Annotated in this window: 14 protein-coding genes; 6 read left to right on the top strand and 8 right to left on the bottom strand. The window is 68.8% G+C overall.

Annotation, left to right across the window (positions count from 1 at the left end; genetic code table 11):
* From HNP46_RS35900 to HNP46_RS18485, 4 genes are all read left to right on the top strand, one after another.
* Nucleotides 1–105, top strand: a 105-nt coding sequence (locus HNP46_RS35900; RefSeq protein WP_253392587.1) for a hypothetical protein, incomplete at its 5' end; no start/stop codon positions are given.
* A 16-nt stretch (nt 106–121) separates the two neighbouring features.
* On the top strand, nt 122–1,471 hold the full coding sequence (locus tag HNP46_RS18475) for an MmgE/PrpD family protein (RefSeq protein WP_184591724.1): 1,350 nt from the start codon (nt 122–124) through the stop codon (nt 1,469–1,471).
* Nucleotides 1,472–1,563: 92 nt separating this feature from the next.
* The gene (locus HNP46_RS18480; RefSeq protein WP_184591727.1) at nt 1,564–2,754 is read left to right on the top strand and encodes a CaiB/BaiF CoA transferase family protein; all 1,191 of its coding nucleotides are present in this window, start codon (nt 1,564–1,566) and stop codon (nt 2,752–2,754) included.
* 14 nt (nt 2,755–2,768) lie between these two features.
* On the top strand, nt 2,769–3,590 hold the full coding sequence (locus tag HNP46_RS18485) for an HpcH/HpaI aldolase/citrate lyase family protein (protein WP_260403204.1): 822 nt from the start codon (nt 2,769–2,771) through the stop codon (nt 3,588–3,590).
* Nucleotides 3,591–3,707: 117 nt separating this feature from the next.
* On the opposite strand, the gene HNP46_RS18490 is transcribed toward HNP46_RS18485, so the two are convergent.
* The 3 genes from HNP46_RS18490 to HNP46_RS18500 all read right to left on the bottom strand — a co-directional run bounded on the left by HNP46_RS18490 (nt 3,708) and on the right by HNP46_RS18500 (nt 5,870).
* Nucleotides 3,708–4,175, bottom strand: coding sequence for a DUF6790 family protein (locus HNP46_RS18490; protein WP_184591730.1), 468 nt, complete (start codon nt 4,173–4,175; stop codon nt 3,708–3,710).
* A gap of 74 nt (nt 4,176–4,249) precedes the next feature.
* Nucleotides 4,250–4,666: a hypothetical protein gene (locus HNP46_RS18495; RefSeq protein WP_260403205.1), complete on the bottom strand. Its 417-nt coding sequence runs from the start codon at nt 4,664–4,666 to the stop codon at nt 4,250–4,252.
* A gap of 13 nt (nt 4,667–4,679) precedes the next feature.
* A complete protein-coding gene (locus tag HNP46_RS18500; RefSeq protein WP_260403206.1) occupies nt 4,680–5,870 on the bottom strand; it encodes an alpha/beta hydrolase family protein in 1,191 nt (396 codons plus the stop codon).
* Nucleotides 5,871–5,953: 83 nt separating this feature from the next.
* Here HNP46_RS18500 and HNP46_RS18505 point away from each other — a divergent pair, with 83 nt between their 5' ends.
* Together HNP46_RS18505 and HNP46_RS18510 are read left to right on the top strand one after the other, a co-directional pair.
* Nucleotides 5,954–6,577 (top strand): TetR/AcrR family transcriptional regulator, encoded by a 624-nt coding sequence (locus HNP46_RS18505; RefSeq protein ID WP_184591732.1) that lies wholly within the window; start codon nt 5,954–5,956, stop codon nt 6,575–6,577.
* Nucleotides 6,578–6,772: 195 nt separating this feature from the next.
* Nucleotides 6,773–12,844: an autotransporter outer membrane beta-barrel domain-containing protein gene (locus HNP46_RS18510; RefSeq protein ID WP_184591734.1), complete on the top strand. Its 6,072-nt coding sequence runs from the start codon at nt 6,773–6,775 to the stop codon at nt 12,842–12,844.
* Nucleotides 12,845–12,910: 66 nt separating this feature from the next.
* Here HNP46_RS18510 and HNP46_RS18515 read toward each other — a convergent pair whose 3' ends face one another.
* The 5 genes from HNP46_RS18515 to HNP46_RS18535 all read right to left on the bottom strand — a co-directional run bounded on the left by HNP46_RS18515 (nt 12,911) and on the right by HNP46_RS18535 (nt 19,365).
* Nucleotides 12,911–14,224, bottom strand: coding sequence for a metal-dependent hydrolase family protein (locus HNP46_RS18515; RefSeq protein WP_184591736.1), 1,314 nt, complete (start codon nt 14,222–14,224; stop codon nt 12,911–12,913).
* A 102-nt stretch (nt 14,225–14,326) separates the two neighbouring features.
* Nucleotides 14,327–15,127 (bottom strand): transporter substrate-binding domain-containing protein, encoded by an 801-nt coding sequence (locus tag HNP46_RS18520; RefSeq protein WP_184591741.1) that lies wholly within the window; start codon nt 15,125–15,127, stop codon nt 14,327–14,329.
* A 14-nt stretch (nt 15,128–15,141) separates the two neighbouring features.
* Nucleotides 15,142–16,329, bottom strand: a complete 1,188-nt coding sequence (locus HNP46_RS18525) for an NAD(P)/FAD-dependent oxidoreductase (RefSeq protein WP_184591743.1) — start codon at nt 16,327–16,329, stop codon at nt 15,142–15,144.
* 4 nt (nt 16,330–16,333) lie between these two features.
* Complete coding sequence (locus tag HNP46_RS18530; RefSeq protein WP_184591752.1) at nt 16,334–17,968, bottom strand: FAD-dependent oxidoreductase; 1,635 nt, start codon at nt 17,966–17,968, stop codon at nt 16,334–16,336.
* Between the two features lie 26 nt (nt 17,969–17,994).
* A complete protein-coding gene (locus HNP46_RS18535) occupies nt 17,995–19,365 on the bottom strand; it encodes an NAD(P)/FAD-dependent oxidoreductase (RefSeq protein ID WP_184591755.1) in 1,371 nt (456 codons plus the stop codon).
* Nucleotides 19,366–19,484 lie beyond the last annotated feature (119 nt).

Consider the following 19,484-nt stretch of genomic DNA (forward strand, 5'->3'; position numbering starts at 1 on the left):
CGCAAGTTCCGCGAGACCCGCCTGTACCAGGTGGCGCCGATCTCCACCAACCTGATCCTGTCGTACGTGGCCGAGCACCTGCTCGAACTGCCGCGTTCCTTCTGAGCCGGGACGAAGAACAATGAACAATACCCACGCCCTTGCCGAATTCCTTGCCGGCCTGCGTTACGAAGACCTGCCCAGCGCCGTGGTCGAGTACACCGAGGAACTGTTCCTCGACTGGCTCGGCTCGGCCCTGGCCAGCCAGAATCGCCACCCGATCCCGCTGTTCCAGCGCTACGCCCAGCGCATGGGCCCGGCCAGCGGCCAGAGCCGCGTGCTGGTGGACGGCACCTCGACCTCGGCGTACTTCGCCGCCCTGGTCAACGGCGCCAGCTCGCACCTGGTGGAGCAGGACGACCTGCACAACAGCTCGGTACTGCACCCGGCCACCGTGGTCTTCCCGGCGGCCCTGGCCGCCGCGCAGGAGCTGGGCAAGTCCGGCCGCGAGCTGATCCTCGCCAGCGTCGCCGGCTATGAAGCGGGCATTCGCATCGGCGAGTTCCTCGGCCGCTCGCACTACCGCATCTTCCACACCACCGCCACGGTCGGCACGTTGGCCGCTGCGGTGGCCGTCGGCAAGCTGCTGGGCCTGGACAGCCGGCAGTTCGTCAACTGCCTGGGCAGCGCCGGCACCCAGGCCGCCGGGCTCTGGGAGTTCCTCCGCGACGCCGCCGATTCCAAGCAGCTGCACACCGCCAAGGCCGCCGCTGACGGCCTGCTCGCCGCCTACCTGACGGCCGACGGCCTGAGCGGCGCGCAGAACATCCTCGAAGGCGAACAGGGCATGGCCGCCGGCATGTCCAGCGACGCCGACCCGAGCCGTCTGGTGGACGGCCTGGGCACCCGCTGGGCGCTCTGCGAGACCTCCTACAAGTTCCACGCCTCCTGCCGCCACACCCATCCCGCCGCCGACGCGCTGCTGGGCCTGATGCAGCGCGAAGGCCTCAAGCACGGCGATATCGCCCAGGTCACCACGCGCGTCCACCAGGGCGCCATCGATGTGCTCGGCCGCGTGGTGGTGCCGCAGACGGTGCACCAGGCGAAGTTCTCCATGGGTACCGTGCTGGGCCTGATCGCCGTGCACGGCAAGGCCGGGCTGGTGGAGTTCGAGGAATTCTCCCTGAGCGACGCCGAGGTCGCGGCGTTCCGCGAGAAGGTCAGCATGCAGCTCGACCCCGAAGTGGACGGCGCCTACCCGCGACGCTGGCTCGGCCGCGTCGACGTGCTCACCACCGATGGCCGCCAGCTGCACGGCGCCATCGACGAGCCCAAGGGCGATCCGGGCAACGGCCTGAGCCGCGCCGAACTGGAAGACAAGTTCCGTCGCCTGCTGGCCTTCGCCGGCCAGCGCAGCGAGGCCGAAGCGGATCGCCTGGTGCGGGCCAGCTGGAGCCTGCACGAACTGGCGAACCTCGACGACTTCCACTGACAGAGACTCCCAGGCGGCCAGCCGCCCGGTGCCACCGTCCGATATTCCTGAAGAACGAGCGTCGGCCGCCCGGCCGGCGTCTGGAGTTGCCCATGAGTTCGCGTCCCCTCGACGGCATCACCGTCGTCAGCCTGGAACACGCCATCGCCGCGCCGTTCTGCACCCGTCAGCTGGCCGACCTCGGCGCCCGCGTGATCAAGATCGAGCGCCCCGGCGTCGGCGACTTCGCCCGTGGCTACGACGAGCGCGTGCGCGGCCTGGCCTCGCACTTCGTCTGGACCAACCGCTCCAAGGAAAGCCTGTCCCTGGACCTCAAGCAGGAGCCGGCCCAGGCCGTACTGGAGCAACTGCTGGAAACTGCCGACGTGCTGGTGCAGAACCTCGCGCCGGGCGCTGCCGCGCGCCTGGGGCTATCGTTCGAGGCGCTGCATGAGCGCTTCCCGCGGCTGATCGTCTGCGACATTTCCGGCTACGGCGAAGGCGGCCCCTACGAGCAGAAGAAGGCCTACGACCTGCTGATCCAGAGCGAGAGCGGCTTCCTCTCGGTGACCGGCGGGCCAGGCGCCGACGAGATGGCCAAGGCCGGCTGCTCCATCGCCGACATTTCCGCCGGCATGTACGCCTACAGCGGCATCCTCTCGGCGTTGCTGCTGCGCGGCAGAACCGGGGAGGGCAGCCGCGTCGAGGTGTCGATGCTCGAAGGCATGGCCGAGTGGATGGGCTTCCCCATGTACTACGCGTTCGAAGGCCAGTCGCAGCCGCCACGTGCCGGCGCCGCCCACGCCACCATCTACCCGTACGGGCCGTTCCCTACCGGCGATGGCGGCAGCGTCATGCTCGGCGTGCAGAACGAACGCGAGTGGAAGCTGTTCTGCGAAGTCGTCCTGCAACGCACGGAGCTGGCCGCCGACCCGCGTTTCACCGCCACCAGCCTGCGCGTGGCCAATCGCGATGCGCTGCGTGCGCTGATCGTCGAAGCCTTTGCCAATCTGGGCGCTGAACAGGTGGTCCAGCGTCTGGAGCAGGCGCAGATCGCCAACGCCCACGTCAATGACATGCGCGGCCTGTGGCAGCACCCGCAACTGGCCGCTCGCGACCGCTGGCGGGAGATCGACAGCCCGGCCGGCCGCCTGCCGGCGCTGCTGCCGCCAGTGAACAGCAATGCCTACGCGCCGCGCATGGATGCCGTGCCGGCTTTAGGGCAGCAGACGGATGACCTGCTGCGCGAACTGGGTTATACCGCCGGGGATATCCAGCGCCTGCACGAGCAGGGCGCGGTATGACCCAGGAGAGTTTCATGACCCAGGAATCCATCGTACGCACCGCGCTGTTCGTACCCGGCAGCCGCCCGGAGCGTTTCGCCAAGGCCCTGGCCAGCGGCGCCGACGCGGTGATCGTCGACTTCGAGGACGCCGTCGAGCCGGCGCTCAAGGCCCAGGCACGGGACAATCTCGAAGCCTTTCTCAACGCCAACCCGGATGCCCGCGTGCGGGTGCGGGTGAACGCCGCCGGCGACCCCGAGCAAGCCGCCGACCTTGAACTGTGCGGGCGCCTGCCCGGAGTTATCGGCATCCTGCTGCCCAAGGCCGAGCGCGCGGTACAGGTGCGCATCGCCGCTTCCTGCGGCAAGCCGGTATGGACGCTGATCGAGAGCGCCCGCGGCCTGCTGGCCCTGGGCGAGATCGCCAGTTGCGAAGGCGTCGAGCGCCTGACCTTCGGCGGCCTCGACCTGGCGCTGGACATCGGCATGGCCAGCGGCACCCCGGCGGCTGCCGGGGTCTATGACCAGGTGCGCCTGGGCCTGCTGCTGCATTCGCGGATCAACGACCTGCAGCCGCCGCTGGACACCGTGTTCCCGGCCTTCGACGATGCCGAAGGTTTCGCCGCGACCATCCGCCATGGCCGCGACCTTGGCCTGCTGGGCGCGCTGTGCATCCATCCGAAACAGGTCGCCGTGGTCCACGCCGCGTTGGCGCCCAGCGCTGATGAACTGGACTGGGCGCGCCGCGTGGTGGCGGCAGCGGAGAGTGGCGCGGCGGCTTTCCAGGTCGACGGGCAGATGGTCGATGCCCCCGTGCTGGCCCGCGCGCAGCGATTGCTGGCCAGCGCCGGTCACTGATCGCTTTTCCTGTAGGAGCGAGCTCGCTCGCGAAGCTCTTTTTACCCGGTGCGCTGTGCCATGCGGGTTCGCGAGCAAGCTCGCTCCTACAGGTGAGTGCCCGCCGGACGGCAAGCCTCAGCTGGAAAACAGCAGGATGGCCGCAAAGGCCAGCAGCAGGACTGCCGCCACGAAAAGGTCCGAGACCATGGCAAGGTCCGCGAGCGGGCCGCGGTGTGCCTGCAGGGCGTGATGGATGCCAGCCAGGGCATAGAACACGCCACCGCACAGGGCGATGGCGTGAATCCATGCCGGGAAAAGCGCGCAGGCCAGACCGGTAATGCCCATCGCCAGGTTGGCAAAGCCCAGCTCACGGACCAGGAAGTGCGATTCCTCGTGCCGCAGGCCGAGGATCACTTCGGCGGTATAGCGCGGCTGGATGATCTGCCGCAGTCCGGCGAGCGACAGCCGCGCGCCCACCGACCAGATGACGAACCACTTCGCCACCAGCAGCGCCGTCAGCCCGTGGTTGCCCACGACGGCTTCGACGGCGATGCAGCCGACCGGCAGCACCAGCATGAGGGCGAGGACGATAGCGATATACATGGTTGTCTCCTGTGGAGCTGGCGAGGATTGCGGGAAGCACGCGGGCGCAATGCCGCTTCGCCGGGTTTCGGGCCTCAGGGCACAGGTGTCGAACTCATAGCCCAGGTGATGATGCAGGCGTTGAGCGCGGTGAACCCCAGGGCCACCAGAAACACCATGTCGGCCACCCGGATGACCTGCAACCCGCGCCGCGTGCGGTGGGTGCGCAGGCTCCAGTAGGAGCAGAACGCCGAGAGCATGTAGAGCAGCATGTTCGAGGCGACCAGATCGTCGATCAGCAGGTCTTCCTGACGCAGGGTGAGGATCACCCGGATGATGCCGATCACCGTCAGGCAGACGCCGACCATGGTGGCCGAGACGGTAAAGATATGGATGCAGATATCGTCATCCAGGGACGGCGAGCGGCGCCGGCCTGTCGCAGCATCCTCATGGGTGGGCAGCGCGAGCGGCTCGGGCAGCAGGTCTTCGCCCGGGTGTCGTTGCACAAGCATGGTGATGGGCTCCTCAGTGCCGGCCGAACAGGTCGTCTAGCCAGCCACTGCATTCCTGGGCCAGGCGCAGGCGGTTGTTGACCTGCACGTGACCGTCGGCGCCGGTTTCCGCCGGCAGTTCCACCAGGGCTTTGCGGGTTGAGCGGATGCTGTCGTGCCAGTGGCGCGCCTGGCTGGCGAACAGCTCCGACTCGCCACCGCCCAGCAGCGACAGGAACGGCAGTCGGACCAGGCTGGGATCGGCCTGCATGGCGACGGTGCGGGTGACCAACTCCTCGGGAGTTTGTGCGCCGGCTTTCCAGAAGGTCGTCTGGTGGTTGCGCATGGCGGCGGGTGAGGGCGGCGCAGCGTCGAACTGCTGCTCGGTCGCCTGCACCGAGCGGGCGAACAGTTCTCCGGCATTCGGCAGCGGCGTGCTGGCCATCAATGTCGCCAGTCGCGTTTCATGGCCGGCGGCCCGTGCGGCGAAGTAGCCGCCCAGGCTCAGGCCCAGCAGGGCGATGTGGCCAGGGCGGGCGCCGAAGCGCTCGATCAGTTGGTCGATGACGGCAGCAATGGGCTTCTCTGCCTCGCCCTCCCAGTAGAGGCCGTCGGCCTGGGTCAGGCCCTGGCCGGGCAGGTCCGCCAGGGCGACGGCGTAGCCGCGTTCGAGGAGGTTGCGGCCGACGGTGAGGAACAGGTCTTCATGGCTGGTATCCGCGCCGCCGATCACCAGCACCAGTGGGGCCTGCGCGTCGGCATGGGGAAAGAATCGGCCGGGCAGTTGGCTGTGCTGCCAGGGCGTGTCGAAGCGCACACTGGCAATCCGCAGCTCCTCCAGCGCCTGGCCAAAGGCGCGCCGCTGCTGCTGGTAGAGTTCGACGAAGCGCTGGCCGGGCCCGGCGAACTGCCAGGCCGAGCGGTAGCTGGCGAAGGCCTTCAGGCGCATCTCGCCGGCCTGGCGCTGCCAGCCGCGGGCCAGCCAGGAGGAGGCCTGCTGGTCGAGGTAGGCGCCGTAGCGCTCGAAGGCATCTACCCAGCTGTCCGGGTCGCCATCGACGATCTGCTCGGCGATGTACCAGGCCTGGCCGACATCCAGGCCGCCGGCCGGGCCCCAGCCCAGCGCGGCCATGAAGAACAGGTCCATGTGCTCGTCGGCGAAGCGGTAGCGCATGCCCAGGCGGCGGGTGGGGTTTTCCGGTGGGGTTGCGGTAGTGTGTGTCATCGGATCACCTTGTGGTTGGTGGGGTGGCTGCCATCATAGAAAGGGTCCGGCTTCCCCAGTACTCGCCTTTCGAGCGCCCGCCAATGCCAAGAAAAGTCATCAAGAATCAAGAGGTTGCAAGGCGGACTCCGCGCCAGGCGCGGGCGCTGGAGAAGGTCGACCTCATATTGGAGGCCTCCCGCCAGCTGCTCGAACGCGATGGCCTGGACGGTTTCACCACTGACAGTGTGGCCGAGCGCGCGGGAGTCAGCGTCGGCACCCTCTACCAGTACTTCCCCAACAAGCAGCGGATACTCGACGAGCTGGCACAACGGGAGATGAGCGCCCTGGTAGAAGACGTCATGGTGGCCCTGACGCGCGAGGACGTCACCGAGCCCGGCGGGCGGATCCGCGCGATGGTCGGCGCCATCGTCAACGCCTACGGGGGCCGCGCCGGCGTGCACCCGGTGCTGGTCAATTACCTGCTCACGCGCCACGGCAGCACGCCGCTGCCGCAGCTGCGCCTGGCGATTATCGAGCACATGAAGGCCAACGGCCTGGCGGGCGCGGGTCAACAGCTGCGCGAGGTGGACGAGAACGAGGCGTTCGTGCTGACCCATTCCGTCAGCGGCGTACTGCGGGCGATGCTCAACGATCCGCAGACCCGCGAACCCGAGCGCCGCAAAGGCATCGAGGATGCGCTGATCAAGCTGCTGCTGAACTTCTGAGGCGCATCCAAACCTGAGGTCGAGGTACGCGATGGGCCCTGGATCATGCCGGTTTTTCTCTGCAGGAAATTGATTTTCCAGCGTTTTTTCGAGTAAGCGCAGGCACCCGGAAAGCGAGTTAAAAACTCCCGGCCGGGTTCCTATCATGTGCGCTCCCAGCCCGGCTTCCCGGGCAATCCCGCAGGTACTTTTCCCATGTCCCCGAATCGCCTCGGCGGCCCCCGGCTGCCCGGACTGAACCCTTTCACCCTGACTCCGCTGGCCCTGGTGCTGACCGCCGTGCTCCAGGCCCACCCGGCCCTGGCCCAGAGCGTCATCCTGCCCAGCGGCCCGCAGGGCGCCTATGTGAACAATCAGACCGGCCAGCCTGGCGCCGTCGGCACCGGCGACGACAAGGACCCACAGCCCGGCGGCGCCGCACCGGCCGGCCCGGACCTGGAGGTCCAGGTCAACGGCGGCACCACGCTGACGGCGGGCGGCAGCGGTCCGACCCTGGGCTTGTCCGTCACCGGCGGCCAAGGCGGTGCAGGTAACGATACCGAAGGCGGCAATAGCGGCCCGACCGGTGGCGACGGCGGACTGGGCGGCACGCCGGGCGAACTGTCCCTGACCCTGGCCGAAGGTACCCAGGTCAACAGCTCCAGCAGCGGCCCGGCAGCCGTTTCGGTGCAGAGCACCGGTGGCATGGGCGGCTTCAGCGGCGGCTACGACACCAATAACGGTGCCTCGGGCGCGGCTGGTTCGGGCGGTGACGGCGGCGCCGTGATCGGCAACCTGAGTGGCAGCATCGTCAGCAAGCAGGGCTGGGTCGGCACCACGCCTGGCGCGACGGCACTGCTGATGTCTTCCATCGGTGGCGCCGGGGCAGGGCCCAATCCGGCGAACTCGGGCAGCGGCGAATCCATCCATACCGTCGGCGATTCCACCGGGCGCAGCGGCGGCGCCGGCGGCGATGGCGGCTCGGTGACGCTGAACACCCAGACCGCCAGCTTCGTTTCCGGCGGTACCGGGGTCCAGCTGCTCAGCCAGGGCGGTGCGGGCAGTGTCGGCGTCAATGCTTCCGCCAGCGGCGGTACTGCCCGCGGCGGCTACGGCGGCAAGGGCGGTTCGGGTGGCCAGGTGACGGCGACCCTCATCGGCGAGGCGCAGAATCCCGGCTGGCTGATTTCCGCAGTGGGCTCGCCGGTGACCGACAAGGGCAACATCATCAACCTGCCCCAGGGCAATACGGCGGAAACCTCGTTCCTCAGCGCCGGCGTGGCGGCGCAGTCGTTCGGTGGCGATGGTGGCCTGGGCGGCATCGCCTCGGGCCCCACGGCCTATGCCGGCGGCGGCGGGGCGGCGGGGTCCGGTGGCGGCGTGCAGCTGACCGTCGGCGATATCAACGTCAGCACCACCGGGCATACCGCGCCGGCGATCCTCGCCCAGAGCATCGGTGGTTCGGGCGGCGACGGGGCCAGCGCCGGCTCGGTGTTCAAGGCCAAGTCCGGCAATGGCGCCATCGGCGGCAATGGCAGCGACGTGTCGGTGAAGACCTTTTCCACCAGCGCCGGGGACAGCGCCCAGACCACCATCTCGACGGTGGGCAACGACGCCAGCGGCATCGTTGCACAGAGTATCGGCGGCGGTGGCGGGGCGGGCGGCGACGTCAGCACCGGCAGCGTGATCGCCGGCTTCGCCGTGGGCGGCAATGGCGAGACCGGTGGCACCGCCGGCACGGTCACTGTGAACAACGGCGATTACCTCGATGCCTTCGGCAAGCCATTGGACGGCGCAGTGATCCTGACCCAGGGCGACCGCTCCAACGGCATCACCGCGATGAGCATCGGCGGGGGCGGCGGCTCCGGCGGCAACGCGTCGAGCACCGTCGGCGGCGTGTTCGACATGACCGTGGGCGGTACCGGCGGCAGCGGTGGTAGCGCCGGCCAGCGTGGCACCCTGCAGGTCTCGGCAGCGAACAACGGCGTGATCCAGACGTCCGGCGCGCACTCGGTGGGGATGCAGGCCATGGCCATCGGCGGCGGCGGTGGCAACGGCGGCTCGGCCAGTTCGGTGGAAGGCGGCGCCCAGCTCGACGTGACCGTCGCCGTCGGCGGTAAAGGCGCCAAGGCCGGCGACGCCGGTGACGTGCAGGGGCTCAACGACGGGCAGATTCTCACCCAGAACAACGACGCCTACGGCATGCAGGTGATGAGCGCCGGCGGCGGTGGCGGCAACGGTGGTGCGAGCAAGGCCGCGGCGTACCAGCTGATCAACAGCTCCGAAGCGCCGTCGCTGAACTTCACCCTGTCCATCGGTGGCCAGGGCGGCGCCGGTGGCGATGGGGGGAATGTCACCGGCACCAACGACTTCTCCATCGTCACCAACGGCACCGGCTCCCACGGCCTGCTGGTGCAGAGCATCGGCGGCGGTGGCGGCAACGGCGGCGACTCCAGCGCCACCCAGCTCAACACCAAGGGCTCCACCCTCAACATCAACATGGCCATCGGTGGCGACGGCAAGGGCGGCGGCAGCGGCGGCTCGGTCACCGCGAACAACAATGGGCTGATCTGGACCATGGCCAACGACAGCAGTGCCATTGCCGCGCAGAGCATTGGCGGGGGCGGCGGCAACGGCGGCGTGGGCAGTGCCGATAGCGGGCAGTTCGCCGACAACGACAGCAGCAAGGCCGGCGAGCTGGAGCTGGGCATCGGCGGTGGCGCCGGCACCGGCGATACCGGCGGCAGCGTCACGGTGAACAACTCGGCCGCGGCGGCGATCATCACCCTGGGCGACAACGCCCACGGCATCCTTGCCCAGAGCATCGGTGGCGGTGGCGGCAATGGCGGCGGCGGGGTGGCCAACGGCAGCTCCGGCACGCTCAATGCGCGGGTGGCGGTCGGCGGCAATGGCGGCTCGGGCAACACCGGCGGCAGCGTCACGGTGAACAACGCCGGCAGCATCGTCACCGGTGGCGGCGATGCCTCGGCGATCTACGCGCAGAGCGTCGGCGGAGGCGGCGGCAAGGGCGGCAACGACCCGCAGACCCAGCTGTTCAACTACCTGGAGAAATCCCTGCCCAGCGTGGTGACCACCTACAGCAACAACACCCAGGGCTTCGTGCCCAATGCCAGTTCGCTGTTCGACAAGGGCGTCAACAAGGTGGTCGGGCTGGTCAAGGGCTACTACACGCAGAACAGCGAAGACGGCGCCAAGCTGCCGGCCGCGGGCGATGGCAACGGCGACCTGAACATGACCCTGAACATCGGCGGCGGCTTTGCCGGCAAGGGCGGCACCGGCGGTGACGGCGGCACCGTCGACGTCCTCAACGCCAGCACCGGCGCGATCCACACCCTGGGCCCGATGGCCGACGGCATCTTCGCCCTGAGCGTGGGCGGCGGTGGCGGCGCGGGTGGCCTGGTGAGCGCTTCGAACAACTCCAGCGAAGATCCGGCGAAGATGAACGCCACCATCGCCGTGGGCGGCCAGGGTGGCGCGGCGGGCAATGGCAACGATGTCAGCGTGACCAACAATGGCAGCATCGCCACCGAAGGCAGTGCCTCGGTGGGTATCCTCGCCGCGAGCATCGGCGGTGGCGGCGGCGTAGGTGGTTTCACTTCCACCGGCGGTCTCAACGGCAACACCAAGCCGCAGACGGTCAACGTGCAGCTGGGCGGCAACAGCGGCGCCACCGGCGATGGCGGCGGCGTGGCGATCTACAGCATGCCCGACCTGGGCGGCGGACCGGCGACGCTGGTGTCCACCTCGGGCAGCTACGCGGCCGGTATCGCCGGCCTGAGTATCGGCGGCGGCGGTGGCCTGGTGTCGCTCAACGACACCACCAGCAACCCGCTCACCGGCGGCGCGGTCAGCACCGGCGGGCTGACCATGAGCGGCTTCCAGCTGGCCGGCAAGGACGCCGTGCAGGCCTGCGGCGGCACCGCTGCCACCTGCGGCGGCGGTGGCCCGGTGCTGGTGATGGCGCAGAACGTCCAGACCTCCGGCATCAATGCGCCCGGCGTCCTGGCGCAGAGCATCGGCGGCAGCGGCGGCTGGTTGCAGGCGGCAGCCACCGGCGCGGCCAATTACTTCGCCGTGGCCAACGGCGTGGTCGGTGATGGCTCCAGTGCCAGCGTGCATGTGCTGGGCAACGTGGCAACCAGCGGCGCCGGCTCCTACGGCGTGATCGCCCAGAGCGTGGGTGGCGGTGGCCTGCTGGGTGGGGACTTCTCCATCACCGGCGATGCCACGGGCGCATTCACCCCGCAGAACCGTGGCCTGCTCAACCTGGGCAGCACCGGCAATGGCAGCGCGGTCATCGTCGATGTGCCGGTCAATGCCAGCGTGACCACCACCGGTAGCGCCGCCACCGGCATCTTCGCCCAGAGCGTGGGCGGCGGTGGCGGCCTGGTCGCCAGCGACGGCACCGCCTACATGGGCACGGCCGGCGGCACCGGCACTTCCGGACCGATCACCGTGCAGGTCGACGGTGCGGTCGCCACCACCGGCAACAATGCGCCGGCGATCTTCGTCAACGCCGATGGCAGCAGCGCCTCCAGCAACGCCACGGCGGTCAAGGTCACCGGCACGGTCAGCAGCCAGAACGGCAACACCATCGTCTTCAACAGCAACGCGACGAGCAACACGGTGACCAACAGCGGAACCATCGAGCATGGCCCGAGTTCGGGCTATGCGGTGGACTCCCTGCGCGGCGTGGTGACCGTCGACAACCAGGCCAGTGGCACCCTCGGCGGCGCTGTGCGGCTGAACGGCGGGACGCTGACCAACGCCGGCACCTGGGCACCTCAGATGGGCACCGTGAGTTCGGCCGCCGAGGTCGACAGCAGCGGCAATGTGCAGGTCGGCAACGGCCTGAGCGCCACCAACCAGGCGCCCAACACCCTGCTCACCGGCCACCTGAACAGCAGCGGCACCCTGACCAGCAGCGTCGATTTCGCTGGCGGCCAGGTCTCGACCCTCAACGTCTTCGGTGCGGCGGACCTGTCCGGCACGGTGAAGATCAATCCGGTGACCATGGCCAGCACCTCGGCGCAGATTCTCACCGCCAGCCAGGGCCTGACCACCAGCAACCTGACCGTGGAGGACGCCTCCAACTACCTGTACAAGTACACCCCGCAGATCACCAGCGACTCGTTGTCGGTAACGCAGAACGCACAGTTCTCCAGCGCCGCGCGGGCCGCCGGGTTGAGCCGCAACGCCCAGCAACTGGCCGATCACCTGCAGGCCAACTACGACGCCGGCGCGCAGGCGCTGTCGCCGTTGTACGGCGCGCTCGACCAGGTGAGCAATCCCGGCCAGTACCGCGCCACCCTCGCCGGGCTGAGCGCCGAAGCGTTGCAGATGGTCGGCGTGGCGCGGCTCACCGCCAGCGAAGCCTTCGTCAACCGCATGAACAGCTGCCCGGACAACGACGCCAGTGCCGCCGGCCAGCATGAGCGCGACTGCCTGTGGGCGCGTGCGGTGGACCAGAACAGCTCTGTGGATGGCAGCGACGGCGATCGTTACAGCCTGACCAACCATGTGTTCCAGATCGGCGGCCAGCACCAGATCGCCGACGGCTGGTGGCTGGGTGGCTCGGTGGCCTACAACGATGGCGAGGAGTCTTCCTCCAGCGGCGTGGGCGGGGTGACCGACCATAGCTACAGCCTGGGTGCGGTGATCAAGCGCGAGTGGGGCCCGTGGACCTTCAGCGGGGCGCTGGACGTGGCCCAGGGCAGCTACCGTTCCAGCCGCAACCTGCAGGTGGGCGACCAGCGCCTGCAGGCCCATGGCTCGTTCGATGGCTACAACCTCGGCCTGCACTCGCGGGTGTCGTACCTGGCCGGGCGCGACGACTGGTACGTCAAACCCTACCTGGACGTGCACGCCGTCAACATCCACACCGACAGCTTCCGCGAGACCAACGCCGGTGCACTGGGGCTCAAGGTGGACGCGGGCAACGACACGCTCTACACGGCGGCACCGATGCTCGAAGCGGGCAAACACATCCACTTCGCCAATGGCGCCGAGCTGACGCCGTCGGTCAGCGTCGGCCGTTCCTTCTCCACCGGCGACGACTGGAACACCGACATGCGCCTGATCGGCTCCGACGACTCGGTGGGCTCGTTCAACAGCCAGCTGTCCACACCGCGCCAGGTGAACCAGTACGCCGCCGGCCTGAACCTCAAGGTCAACGCCACCTCGGAGGTCAGGCTGGACTACACCGGCCAGTCCGGCGACGGCTACCGGATGAACGAAGGGGCGATACGCTTCACCCATTTCTTCTGAGTAACAACAGTTCTGAGCGACAACAGTTCTGACCGGCACGCTTCACACGGCCAGGGACGGCCGCCGCTAGTCGACGGGCAGCAGGTCGGCGGGCACCAGCTTGCCGCCCTTCATCACCTGCGGAGTTTTCTCCAGCAGGGCGATGTCCGCCAGCGGGTCGCCGTCCACGGCGATCAGGTCGGCGTAGCGGCCAACCTCCACGGCGCCCACGTCCTGCTGCCAGTTCAGCAGCTCGGCGGCGACCACCGTGGCGGCCTGGATGGCCTGCATCGGCGTCATCCCGTACTTGACCATGTAGGCGAACTGCCGGGCGTTCTGGCCGTGGGGATAGACGCCGGCGTCGGTGCCGAAGGCGACCTTCACCCCGGCCTTCACCGCCTTGCGGAAGCCTTCGCGCTGCACCTGGGTGGTCTCGAGGTTCTTGCGCAGGTAGCCTTCGGGCCAGTGTTCCTCGCGGCCGACCTTGTCGATGTAGTCGCCGTTGTAGATGTCCATCACCAGCCAGGTGCCGTGTTGTTTCGCCAGGGCGATGCCTTCGTCGTCGATCAGCGAGGCGTGCTCCACCGACTTCACCCCGGCGCGGATCGCCGCCTTGATGCCGTCGCTGCCGTGGGCGTGCACCGTGGCATAGCTCTTGTGGACCTTGGCCTCCTGCACCACGACGCGCATTTCCTCCTCGGTCATCTCCATCTGCCCAGGCTCGGTGCCTTCGGCGAGCACAGCGCCGGTACCGACCATCTTGATGGTGTCGACGCCCTGCTGGAACAGGTAGCGGGTCTTCAGCTTGGCGTCGTTGGCGTCGCGGTACACGCCGACGCGCATGTCTTCGGGCAGTTTCGTTCCCGGCGCGAAACCGGTGACTTCACCACCGCCGCCGGCCACCGAAATGTAGGCGCCGACCACGTTCATCCGCGGGCCGAGGTCCTGGCCGGCATTGATCGCATCGCGCAGGGCGACGTCGGTGAAGGCGCGGTAGGTGCCCACGTCATGCACGCTGGTGAAGCCGGCGCGCAGCGTCTGGTAGGCATGCTTGGCTCCCAGCAGCGCGTAGGCCTGGGGCGAATGCAGCAGCGGTTCGGCGACGTTGCTGGTCATGTCCCAGTCGGCGATGTGGGTGTGCATGTCGATCAGCCCTGGCAGCACCGTGCGCGCGGACCAGTCGACCACCTGGCTGCCGGCCAGCGGCGGGCTCCAGGTTTCGATGGCGACGATGCGCTGGTTGTCGACGGCGATGCGCTGGTCTTCCAGCACCTTGCCGCGTTGCACGTCGAGCAGGCGGCCGGCGTGGATGTACAGGGTGTCGGCGTGGGCGACCTGGGTGGCCAGGGTGATGGCCAGGCAGGCGGCGCTCGCCGCGAAGCGGGAGAGGGTGTGGTTCATCCTGTTCTCATTCTTGTTGGATGGGGATGGTTGGATGGGGACTGTTGGATGGAGATTGTTGGATGGAGATTGTTGGATGGGGCGTGGTGGGTTGTGGGCGGACTACTTCGGCCAGAGATCGGAGTCGAAGTACTGCCGGGAAATCTGCGTGTACTTGCCCGAGGCATGCAGCTGGTCCAGCGCCTTGTCGATGCGCGTCTTCAGCGCGGTGTCTTCCTTGCGCAGGCCGGCGCCGACGCCCAGGCCGTAGAGCAGCGGGTCCATCTTCACGCTGCCGGTGCCTTTTTCCTCGAACATCGCGCCCTCGGGGGAGTTGAGGAACACCGCATCGCCCAGCTTGTCTAGGAACATCACGTCGATGCGCCCGGCCACCAGATCGGCGTTGCAGTCGTCCTGGGTGTTGTACAGGCGCACGTCCGAGGTGCTGCCGTAGGCCGTGCGGATGAACGCGGCGTTGGTGGTCGAGCCCTGCACGCCGATGGACTTGCCGGCCAGGCCTTGCGGGGAGAGGTCCGGCTGGCTGTCCTTGGCGGCGACGAAGATGCCGGTCGCCTCGTAGTAGGGCCGCGAGAAGGCGATGACCTTCTGCCGCTCCGGGCTGATGCCCATGGAGTTGAAGATCACGTCGAACTTCTTCGCCAGCAGCGCGGGGATGATGCCGTCCCAGGCCACTTCGCGGATTTCACAGGTGGCCTGCATCTGCTGGCAGAGGGCGCGGATCAGGTCTGGTTCGAAGCCGGTGAACTCGCCCGACGGCGACTTCACCAGGAACGGCGGGTAGGGCTCGGCGGCGACACCGAAGCTCAGCGTCTCGCTGGCCTGGACGGGCGCGGCGAAAGGCAGCAGGTTCAGGCTCAGGCCGAGGGCGGCAAACAGGGCCAGTGGGCGCAGCAGTGGTTTCATGGCGAATCCCTCTTTCAGGCGTCTGGATGATTGTTCTTGTTTGCGCTCGGGGCCGGCAGCGGCAGCCAGCCCTGGATACTTGGCCAGTCGGCTTCGAGCTGGGCGAAGCGCGACAGGGAGAAGGTGCTGAGGTCAGTGAAGCTGCACGCCCGGTCCAGCACCAGGTCGCGGATGGCGTGGCCGCTGGCCGGCGACAGGCCGAAGCCGACGCCGGACATTGTCGCCACCGTGAGGTTGTCCAGTGCAGCCGGGCGATCGATCACCGGGCGGCCGTCCGGGGTGTTCTCGATGAAGCCGGCCCAGCTGCGGATCATGCGCTTGTGGGCGATCTTCGGGAAAAGCTCGGCCAGACGGCGGGCGATGTTGCCCTGCAGTGGCGTCGACTGCGGGCGCGTGCCGCGCAGGTCGTCGAGGTCGACCCATTCGTGGGGGCCGCCGCCGTAGGCGAGGTTGCCGCGCAGGGTCTGCCGGCCGTACAGGCCGTTGCCGTCGACGCCGCCCACGGCCAGCAGCGGCAGGGGTTCGGTGACGATCATCTCGGCCCGCGCGGTGACCAGCGGAATAGCCACGCCCAGTTGTGCAGCCAGTTCGCCGGTATGCGGGCCGGCGGCGATCACCAGCTGGTCGCAGCCGATCGGCCCGAGTGCGGTCTGCACGCCGGTGACCCGTGAGCCTTCGCGGAGGAAGCCGCTGACGGCGGTGTTTTCCAGCAGGCGCCCGCCGTGATCCTGCATTGCCCAGGCATAGGCCTGCAGGGTGCGATGGGGGTTGGCGTGGCCGCCGAAGTGGTAGTAGTAGCCGGCCAGTACGTTGTCGCCGCAGAAGGGCACCAGCTCGCGCACCTGCTGCGGGTCCAGCAGGTCGGCGTGCAGGCCGTGGTGGGCGATCTCGCCGACGACCTTGCGGTCCAGCGATAGCTGGTGCTCGTCGAGGTCGATGCTGATGCGGTCGGGGCGGTACTCGGTGGGGTAGCCGAGCAGTTCGTCGAGCCGCGGCCAGAGCCGTTGCTCCTCGAGGAACAGCGGACTGTGGTGGTGCGAGCAGCCGCCGCCGTTGCGCCCGGAGGCGCCCCAGCCGATCAGGCCGGCCTCCAGCACCAGCACGTCGACGCCCTCGCGCGCCAGCCACCAGGCGGCGCTCAGACCGGTCACGCCGCCGCCGACGATGACCACGGAGGCTCCCAGGGTCGATCCTGTGCTCATCGCTTCACTCCTCGCTGCGGGGTTGGGAAAGGGGCGGGCGCCGGGCCAGGGTCGGCTGGTCGCCGCACAGCCAGAACGGCGTCCACTGCGACGGCATGTCGAACCAGGCGTCCCAGCGGCCGCGCATCTCGACGGTCTCTTCGAACTGCGCCAGTTGCCTGAGCGACAGCGGCCGCACCGGCGGACGGAAGGAGGCGAGGGCGATCCCGGCCAGCCCCTGCCCGGAATCCAGGCTGAGCAATCCGGCGACCTGTTCGCGGCAGCGGCGGCCCTGGCAGGGGCCCATGCAGGCGCGGGTCAGGCGCTTGGTGACGTCCGGATGCGGCTCGCCCTTGCGCAGGGCTGGCGTCGAAGGGTCGGGCGTCCAGCCCAGGTAGCGCGGCGGCAGGTGGCCGAGGATTTCCCCGGCGGTGACTTCCTCGCACAGGCAGACGTGGGGCTGGTTCTGCGCGTGCAGTATGGTCGACCGGACCCAGGCGCTGCGCCGGGCGGCGAGATCGCCACTGGCTTCGTCGGGCATCACGGCTGGCTCTTCGTCGCCGGTATGAATGCCCAGCGCGGCGAGCGCGGTACGCGCGGCGATCCGGCCTTCGCGGCGGGCGATGGTGTCGTCCAGGCTCTTGCGCGCCCAGATGCCAGCGCAGTCGCCCGCCACCAGCAGCCAGTGCAGGGAGGTGCGCTGCTGGCCGTCGCAGACGGCGACATGACCGCCGCGTTCGCTGTCGAAGGCCATGGTGCAACCGGCCGCTTCCAGCAGTTCGATGGCGGGGATGGCGGCCACACCCAGCAGCAGGGTGTCGCAGTCCAATAGCGTGGTGCGGCCAGCGTCCGGCAGCCCCTCGGCATCCAGGGCCACGGCGCTGACGCGTTGCACACCGAAAGCGTTGCCGGCGGCCTCGCGGATCACATGCCCGGTGAGCAGCGCCGCGCCATGGTCGAGCAGTTGCTCCAGCAGGGCTGGCTCGCCGACGGCTTCATCGGCTTGTTCGACGACAGCCGCGATGCGCACGCCCTTGTCGATCAACGCCAGGGCAGTGGCGAGCGCCTGGGTATCGCTGCCCACCAGTACGCCGGTTTCACTGGCCAGTGCGTCATACAGGCTGGCCAACCGGTACGCCGCACTGGCGCCCATGACGCCGGGGCGTTGCCAGCCATCGAAGGCCAGGCCCATGTCGCGGCGGCCGGCGGCGACTATCACCTGGCGGAAGCGCAGCAGGTAGGCGTGCTCTTCATCGGCCAGGCCGGCGACGGTGCCCTCGATCCAGGCGTGGGTCGGCTGCTGGGCGAACAGGCCCCAGACCACCGTGCCGAGTCGCACATCGACGCCGGCGTCGAGCGCATCGGCAATTTCCGGCCGGGCATCGAGCAGGCTCTGCAGCACGGCGTTGCGGTTGGCGACCGCCGCATCCATGCGCCCGCCGAAATGCAGCGGCACGTCCTCGCCCATGGTTTCCAGCGGCACCGGGTTTTCGTCCACCAGGGTAACGCGCAGGCCGCGCCCGGCGGCGGCCAGGGCTGCCGCCAACCCGGCGGCGCCGGCACCGACGATCAGCAGGTCGGTTTCGTCCGTGATCGGTGGCGCCTTGCCGGCCACCGAGGCGGGATCGTAGAAGGTGTTGGGCGTGAGTGGTCGTTTCACCTGAATGCCTCCCCAATGGAGTCTGGTCAGAACAGCGAGGAGGGCGGCTTGACATCGCCCTCGGCGAAGCGCGACAGGCGCAGCTGACGCATGTCCAGGCCCGGCTGGCCGGTGTGGATCCAGTCGGCCAGGGTCTTGCCCACCACCGGCCCCATGGCGAAGCCGTGGCCGCAGAACCCGGTGGCCACGGCCAGGCCGACCGGCGCGGTCTGCGCATCGATCACCGGGATGCCGTCGGGCAACACGTCGATGCCGCCGGCCCAGCTGTCGGCGATCTGCAAATGGCGCTGGTCGGGGAAGGCCGCCTTGAGGCCATGCAGGGCAGTCGCCAGGCTGCGGCGGTTAGGGCGCACTTGCGGATCGCGGACGTGGATACCGTCGCCCAGGCGCACGGCTTCCGACCAGGGCAGGCGCTGTTTCAGGTCGGTCAGGCAGGCGCCGTTGAGGTTGAAGCGGAACGACTTGCGATGCGCCCACAGCGATGGCGCGTACCAGTGCAGCGCGCGCAGGTGGCCGAGGGTCATGTCGACATCGACGTGGGCGTCGTCGGCGATGTTGAAGCTGCCATCCAGGCGCTGGCGGAAGCCCACGCCGTTGGCGATGGTGGAAATGCCGCTCAATGCCGGCCCTGCGGTGGTGCGCGCCACGGTGCCGCGCACCAGTTGCTGCGGCAGCTCGATGCCCAGTTGCCGCAGCAGGCGGAAGGTGTTGGCGCCGGCGGCGCAGACCACGGTTTTCGCCTTCACGTAACCGCGCTCGGTGTCCACGCCCACCACCTGCCCGGCGGCCATGTCGATGCCGCGGGCGCCGCATTGCTCGACGATCCGCACGCCCAGTTCACGGGCGCGCTGGGCAAAGGCGCGGGCCACGCGGGTGGGTTCGGCCTGGCCGTCGCTGGCGGTGAACAGGCCGCCCAGCTGCGCCACGGCGTAGCCCGGCAGGCGGGCTTCCACCTCACGGGGCGAGAGCATGACGGTGTCCAGCGAGAAGTCCCGCGCCACGCTCAGCCAGGCTTCGTAACCGGCGCGCTCGACCTCGTTGCCGGCGACGAACAGGCAGCCGTCATTGCGCCAGCCCAGGTCCGCCTGCAGCTCTTGCTCCAGGTTGCGCCAGATTCCGATGCTGGCCTGCATCAGCGGCACTTCGGCCTCGTCCCGCGATTGCTGGCGGACGAAGCCCCAGGCCCGCGACGACTGCTGCCCGGCCAGGGTGCTCTTTTCCAGCAGCAGCACGCTGGCGCCGGCCTTGCCCAGGTAGTAGGCGGTGGAGCAGCCCATCAGCCCGCCACCGATGATCGCCACGTCGACCTGCGCCGGCAGGCGACCATGGTCGGCGTTCACCGCGTTGTGCGAGGACGCGTGCAATGTCTTGTGCAATGCCGTTTCTGGACTGTTCATGGCGTGGCCCGCTAGATTGTGGGGACGCAGCGTCGTGCGTCGTGGCTGCGTCCAGAGTGAGCCCGCCGGGGGCGGAAGATAAGTGACGTCTCGGCATTTATCCCATGTGAGGAATGCAT

This window comes from Pseudomonas nitroreducens, from assembly GCF_014204515.1.
Classification (GTDB): domain Bacteria; phylum Pseudomonadota; class Gammaproteobacteria; order Pseudomonadales; family Pseudomonadaceae; genus Pseudomonas; species Pseudomonas nitritireducens_A.